Source organism: Bacteroides sp. CAG:189 (assembly GCF_000432295.1).
GTDB classification, from domain to species: Bacteria; Bacteroidota; Bacteroidia; order Bacteroidales; family Bacteroidaceae; genus Bacteroides; species Bacteroides salyersiae.
The window spans coordinates 91,712-98,803 of record NZ_HF991053.1; the positions used below are offsets into that span (position 1 = coordinate 91,712).

Consider the following 7,092-nt stretch of genomic DNA (forward strand, 5'->3'; position numbering starts at 1 on the left):
CTATTTGTAGGTGCTAAAGATAAATGAGTATAGCTCTTTTGTCATTTTGTTTTTTAACCGATTTTTTCTTGACTTTAAGGCATTTGCATTGCTTCCTGTGCAAATAATAATGATTGAATTGGAATATCCTAATAGATAGAAGATGCAATATAATAAATCTTCTCTAGTCAATTCTGGACATTGCGCTTTCAGATATGACATTGTATCTGAGAAAATCTGATAAATGCAATCCCATAAAAGTCCGCGTTCTCCTGAGGTGAAAACTTTTTCCTCAATTCTTCTTTTTTGTTTTAGTTCTTGTATGGTTTTGTAATAGGAAGTTTTTTGAAATAATTGAATACTATAATAAAATTTCTCTTTTTGTAATTGTTTTAGAATATTTTGTTTGTTCTCTTTCTCTTGTATAGAGTTTGGTGAATGGTTCATGTCCATGCTGTTCAGTTCCTCCTGCATCTTCATTATCTCTCCTCTTTTTTTCATTAAAGATTTATGTAGGCCAATATATTCTTGTTTCCGATGCCTATCGATCATCAAGAAAATGAATAAAATTGAAATAATTATGAGAATAGAAAAGGAAATAGAGATTCTGGTTTGATGTTTCTGCTTTTCGGAGATTTCTCTTTTGTATCTTTCTATTGTATAGCTGTTTATTAACTTTGCGATTTCTTCTTTGTTCTTTTCTTCTCGAAGGGAATCATATAAGGTTGTGTATGTATCAATGTATTGTGTTGCTTCTTTATATTTTCCACATTTTTTTTCAAGTTCATATAATGAAAAGTGTCTGGAAGCTCGTAAAAAAGGATCTTCTTTAATACTGTTAAGTGATAGATAGTAACGAGCTGAATCATATTGCCCCAGTTGGATTAAGATATCGCCAAGTAAAATGTACTTGCTGGTTATTTCATTCTCTTTATCTTCATTATTATTATGAATAGATTTTAGAGCAGTGTGATAAGCTTCTGGGTATTTCTTCTGATTATAATAAACATGTGCAAGGTTACTGATTCCAATAGATATCCAGGATGAGTCACCAATTGCACGTGATTTTTCTATGATTTCATTGTAATAATAGGCTGCGCTATCCCATTGATGTTGATACATAAATACTTCTCCGATTCCTTGCAAAGAAAAAAGTATATTTTTTTCTTCATTGTGGTTGATGTTTGTTTTGTAAGAAATGCGATACATTTCCATTGCCTTGTCATAAAACCCTTGGCTTTGATAGCATTCTGCCAAATTTTCGTATATCATGGTAAGTCTTTCTGTATCATTTATCACTTGAGGATTTATATTCAATGCTTTCAAAAAAGCATCAGTTGCACCCACTATATCGCCTATGTCCTGATATACGCATCCCAAATAATAATAAGCTTTGGTCTCCTGTTCTTTATCGTCTTTATCTTTGTAATAGTCTACTGCTATCCGGATCAGAGAGTCGTTGGTGTGTGATATCCGATTTTTCTGCTCGGCCTGTGTGAAGAGGAGAGAATACAATGCTCTGTCGGCAGTTTTCATTTCTTGGGGGAACTGTATCAAATTGAGTAACGCCAATGCACTGTCCGGACGAACATTCATGATAGAATCTGCTTGTAATAGCAAGGCGGTGTACTTATCGTTTTGTTGGCATCCAGCCAAGACGATAAAAAGAAATAGTTTGCCGATGAGCTGGAATGTAATTTGTGTGTATTTCATCATCCTACAAATATAGCAATAATATCGAAGAACTTGTAGCTCTTTTGATTCAAGAAAAATTGATTTGCTTTCTTAATTAAGTATTATTCATTGTTTTGTCTGTATCATGAATCTATGATATATTTTAGGTCTTTTCAACTAATTATCAAATTAGTTGAAAAGACCGATCAAATTCTTCCAGGAAATAAAATAGCTAACTTAGTTTTCGTTGTAGCCGATTTGCCGGTTTTATTTTTTCCATAATGGAATATAGATTGAGAATTGCCATTGCGATAATCGATTGTCTTTGAAAAGGGGAACTTTATAATTTCGGGTCAATCCATATTTATAAGAAAATCCTAATTCCACGTATTTTAAGTCATAGCTCACTTTGGCGAGTAGAGGAATGTCAAAGAATTTTTTCTCCCATATATAAACGGTTGGCTGTACACCCAAACCGATGTTCAAGCCTTTGAAAATATTGTAATTGGCCATACCGGTTAAAGAGAATGATAATAAAACGTTAGAGCCAGAAGAACCTGTGTATTGAGTGTTTTCTTTAGGTAGAAAATTCATGGCATATTCATATTTGCTATATCCGCCGGATGCATCTATGTCATAGAAAAAACGTGATTTATTCGGCTGTAATCTGAAACGATAACCGAATTCAAGGGCTGCTTTTCCTTTTATATAAGAATTTTTTATATCTGTATCCATGTTATCAATGTGGGTGGGCGTGTTGTAGGCGATTTCACCTTTACCCGCTTTCACAATAATACCGGAACTCTTTAAAATCTGTGACCACATAGGACAAGATACGAACAGGAACAATAGTGCTGTTAATAAGTTTTTCTTCGTTATCATATTTTTGCTATATAAAATTAGAGTCTGTTTAAAAAGGACAATTTGATGATTTCAATATTGGGGATTATCTGCTGCAAAGAACACTGTTTTTTTATTATTACGATATTTATTAAGTAACAATTGTGTAATAATATCCGTTTAAATCTTTTGTCGTTGGTAACAAAATGGTAACAAATGGACGTTGATGGTATGTAAGGATATGAAAATCAAATTGTTGTAGTATTTGTTCTAATAGAGAGCTATGTACTGAAACTAATATTGTATGTGATGGAAAATGAGCAGGCTCTAAATTTGAGAAGCTTTTTTAGGCTACAATAACCCCCGCAATTATGCGGTAGAAACAGGAGTCTAAATAATGAAACTGTTTTTGATTCTTGTATAATTTTACAAAAGTGCATAAAAAGAGGGAACTGATAAACCTTTCTATGCAGAAAAGCATTATTTTTGTCTATGTAATCAATAAAGTTCACGATTATGACAAAGTTTGAAATAGAAGAGAAGATTGTAGATATGCTGAAAACTGTATATGATCCGGAAATTCCGGTCAATATATACGATTTGGGGCTTATTTATAAAATAGAAGTTGCTGATAACGGAGAGGTGGCTATCGATATGACGCTGACAGCTCCTAACTGTCCGGCTGCCGATTTCATCATGGAGGACGTTCGCCAGAAGGTAGAGTCCATAGACGGAGTGCCGTCGGCTGCCATTAATTTGGTTTTCGAGCCGGAATGGGACAAGGATATGATGAGTGAAGAGGCAAAACTGGAGTTGGGCTTTCTTTAATTAACAAATAATTGATAGTGTGGCAGTACAATGCCACACTGTCCGCTTCACTGTCAATAGTGAATTGTAAAACTTTCAATGGAATAAAAATGAAAAACATCTATTTCCTTTCCGATGCTCATTTGGGTTCCCGTGCTATTGAGCACGGTCGTACACAAGAACGGCGGTTGGTGAATTTCTTGGATAGCATCAAACATAAAGCCGGGGCTATTTATTTACTGGGAGATATGTTCGACTTCTGGTATGAGTTTAAATTGGTGGTTCCTAAAGGGTATACACGCTTTTTGGGAAAGCTCTCCGAGTTGACGGACATGGGAGTAGAAGTGCATTTCTTTATCGGCAATCATGATATCTGGTGTGGGGATTACCTGTCAAAAGAGTGTGGCGTAATTATTCATCGCAAACCTCTTACTACTGAAATCTATGGCAGGGAATTTTATTTGGCTCACGGTGACGGTTTGGGAGATCCGGACAAGAAATTCAAGTTTTTACGTTCGATGTTTCATAGCAAAACGCTGCAGACTTTGTTTTCAATGATTCATCCCCGATGGAGCATCGATTTAGGTTTGACATGGGCAAAGCATAGCCGCATGAAACGTGAAGACGGGAAAGAGCCTGATTATATGGGTGAAGATAAAGAATATCTGGTGCTCTATACCAAAGAATATCTGAAGAATCATCCGAATATAAATTACTTTATTTACGGACACCGCCATATAGAGCTTGATTTGATGTTGAGCACTACTGCACGGGTACTGATCTTGGGAGATTGGATCAATTACTTTTCATATGTCGTGTTTGACGGTGAGAATTTATTCCTGGAGAATTATATAGAAGGAGAAACACAGTTGTAGTAGGCCGTATACCCTTTTTCGATTATTACCCCAATGATAAAGGAATGTGATATATTCTTAATTAAGTCATCTTTTAGCTTATAGTTTAAATAAAAATAGGGACGTATTATTTGTATTTATAATATAAATTGCTATATTTGCTTTTGATAGTGAATTGCCATCTTATGCCCCCCTTATAGATCGGAAGCGATTTATCTGCTATTTATGGATTCTGCGATATGTTAATATAATGTCTAACTTTTAAACGGAGAACTATGAACGAGCAAGAATTTAATAATGCGTTGCTGAAAATCAGACGTATTTTGAGGGAAACCAGTGAAATTAGTGCAAAAGACTTGATTGTTAAACTGTCTTCCACTCACTTGAGAATCGACAGAGAGAATTTGGCCTTTATTTTGGGATGGTTGGCGAAAGAGAGAAATATCAACCTTGAATTCAGAGGAGACAACTTGGTAGTAACCAATCAAAGTAGCAAGTATGAATTTGCCTTCGGATAAGAAAACCGGTACCATGTGTTATGCTTGGGTGATGTATAAAAAATAAAAGTCCTCTGTTTGATGAGAGGACTTTTGTTGTTTTAATGTACTTTAGTATTTTGCCGCTTTGGCAATTCGTTGCGGGATTTCGATGTTGTCTATCTTTCCTCCGAAAAGCTGTGAACCTGCTCCAATGGCGAAAACCGGAACATATCCGGCCGAATGACTTCCACTGGCCCAACTGATCATAGCGATTTCATCCATTACCTCTTTGGCACGTGCAGCCATCGGCTCACTCTTCGAATACAGGCTTTCTTCGAAAACTACTTTATCTTTTACGAACGATTTCTCGTATTCATCGCGTAGTTTCTTCTCCTGCTCCCAAGAGATAGGAATTTCTTTCCAGAATCCCATATTGTCTGCCAATAAAGATTTCATGTCTTCCCACGAAACCTTATTGTTTTTAGCTTTTCTCAGTTCGCTGATCCGGGCAGAGAGGATATCGGCGGAGTTTTTCTGATGCTGAAGAACCTTCAGGTTCAGTGCGTACTTGCCTGTTCCCAATGCTATACCACCGGTCTCATGATCGGCAGTGACTACGATCAGCGTCTCTTTGGGATGTTTTTTGTAAAATTCATAGGCTACTTTTATGGCTTCGTCCATATCCGCTACTTCATTGAATACGGTAGCGGCATCGTTCGAATGGCAAGCCCAGTCTATCTTGCCGCCTTCTACCATTAGGAAGAAGCCTTTGTTTTTTTCTTTGGTAAGAAATTCGATTGCGCTCTCGGTAATCTGTGCCAAGGTCAGATCGTCTTTTTTGCGGTCGATGGCATATGGCAGGCAAGATGCATTGGCGCCTTCTTCCTGGATGAGAATCATTTTTTGAGCTTGCGGGGCTTTTGCCTTAAAATCGTTGTAACCACGGGCCAGAGTATAGCCGGCTTCTTCGAACATGGGGAAGATGCTTGGTGCTTCTTTTTTGTCTGCTGTGGTGGTGGGTTTTAGAAAGCCTGCTCCGGCATAGAAATCAAAATTAGCTTTGGGAAGATCAGTTGCGATCTCATAATACATGTTACGGTCGGGTTGGTGGGCATAAAACGCGGCGGGAGTGGCATGGTCTACACTTACGCTGGTGGCAACACCCACTTTCTTACCGGCTTTTTTAGCTTTTTCAGCGATTGTTTGCAGGGGTTCTTTCCGGTCGTCCATTCCAATGGCTCCATTGTAAGTCTTTACCCCAGTGGAGAGGGCGGTACCTGCTGCCGATGAATCTGTTACTGAATTGGTGGCCGAGAAAGTGCTTGCCATGGTGCCTACGGGGAACTGTGTGAAGAGTAACGGTTCCACTCCTATACGTCCGTTTTGTAATTCGGCACGATACATTTCTGTGCCATTCACTTGGTTTACTCCCATTCCATCACCGATGAAATAGAAGACATACTTCGCCTGTCCGTGTGCTACAACGGATATCAGTACAAAGCATAATACATACATTAATCGCTTCATTATATTAAGAGGTTTTTGATTTTGACAGGCAAATATACGGATTACACAGGGGATAAACGAAAAAAACGGTAAACAAATTGCAGGTCTATTGCAATCGGTTTACCGTTTTGTAATATGAATGAAATACTGTTGTTATGCTTTCACGCGTCCTACGTAAGAACCGTCACGAGTATCGATTTCGATGGTTTCGCCTTCGTTGATGAACAACGGAACACGTACGGTTGCACCGGATTCTACGGTTGCCGGCTTCAGTGTGTTGGTAGCTGTATCACCTTTCATTCCCGGTTCGGTATAAGTAACTTTCATCTGAACTTTGATAGGCATGTCGGCGTAGAGTACGGTTTCTGTAGAAGCATCGGAAACAACGTCGAGCACGGCTCCTTCAAGAAGGAAATCTACTCCGTTGATCAGGTCGTGAGCGATCGGGTGCTGGTCGAAAGTTTCCTGGTTCATGAAGATATAATCTTCACCTTCTTTATATAGGAACTGGTAAGGACGACGTTCTACACGTACATCTTCCAGCTTTTCACCGATATTGAAACGGCGTTCAAGAACATAACCGCTTACTACGTCTTTCAGCTTGGTGCGCATGAATGTGTTACCTTTACCTGGCTTTACATGAAGAAATTCGATACAGAAATAAAGCTTTCCGTCCATACGGATACAGGTTCCGTTCTTGATGTCTTGAGCATTAATCATACTTGATATCTTTTATTATTTAATGTTATTGAGTTATCTACTGGACTTTCCGGGTGCAAAAGTAATCTAAATCGGCAAAAAATACAAAATCTTTTGACTAAAAATGAGTTATCTCTTGGTTTATTTAAAAAAAGTGCCTATTTTTGCAGCCCGATTACGTAGAATAATAACAATAAAAACAAGATACAGTAATGAAAAGAACATTTCAACCCTCTAACAGAAAGAGAAAAAAC

At 37.7% G+C, this 7,092-nt stretch carries 7 protein-coding genes; 3 read left to right on the forward strand and 4 right to left on the reverse strand.

All coding sequences use genetic code 11. From position 1 onward, the window contains the following. Nucleotides 1-1,695, reverse strand: a complete 1,695-nt coding sequence (locus QVP90_RS07365; protein WP_007479027.1) for a tetratricopeptide repeat protein — start codon at nucleotides 1,693-1,695, stop codon at nucleotides 1-3. Between the two features lie 225 nt (nucleotides 1,696-1,920). Next, nucleotides 1,921-2,535, reverse strand: coding sequence for a hypothetical protein (locus tag QVP90_RS07370; RefSeq protein WP_021936064.1), 615 nt, complete (start codon nucleotides 2,533-2,535; stop codon nucleotides 1,921-1,923). Nucleotides 2,536-3,009: 474 nt separating this feature from the next. Here QVP90_RS07370 and QVP90_RS07375 point away from each other — a divergent pair, with 474 nt between their 5' ends. From QVP90_RS07375 to QVP90_RS07385, 3 genes are all read left to right on the forward strand, one after another. Further along, the gene (locus QVP90_RS07375) at nucleotides 3,010-3,321 is read left to right on the forward strand and encodes a metal-sulfur cluster assembly factor (RefSeq protein WP_005926825.1); all 312 of its coding nucleotides are present in this window, start codon (nucleotides 3,010-3,012) and stop codon (nucleotides 3,319-3,321) included. 89 nt (nucleotides 3,322-3,410) lie between these two features. Further along, nucleotides 3,411-4,175 (forward strand): UDP-2,3-diacylglucosamine diphosphatase, encoded by a 765-nt coding sequence (locus tag QVP90_RS07380; protein ID WP_025819141.1) that lies wholly within the window; start codon nucleotides 3,411-3,413, stop codon nucleotides 4,173-4,175. A gap of 254 nt (nucleotides 4,176-4,429) precedes the next feature. Then, nucleotides 4,430-4,672, forward strand: a complete 243-nt coding sequence (locus QVP90_RS07385) for a winged helix-turn-helix domain-containing protein (protein WP_005926819.1) — start codon at nucleotides 4,430-4,432, stop codon at nucleotides 4,670-4,672. Nucleotides 4,673-4,762: 90 nt separating this feature from the next. Here QVP90_RS07385 and QVP90_RS07390 read toward each other — a convergent pair whose 3' ends face one another. Then, complete coding sequence (locus tag QVP90_RS07390; RefSeq protein ID WP_025819142.1) at nucleotides 4,763-6,160, reverse strand: alkaline phosphatase; 1,398 nt, start codon at nucleotides 6,158-6,160, stop codon at nucleotides 4,763-4,765. Nucleotides 6,161-6,292: 132 nt separating this feature from the next. Next, complete coding sequence (gene efp / locus QVP90_RS07395; protein ID WP_002558969.1) at nucleotides 6,293-6,859, reverse strand: elongation factor P; 567 nt, start codon at nucleotides 6,857-6,859, stop codon at nucleotides 6,293-6,295. Nucleotides 6,860-7,092: the final 233 nt, after the last annotated feature.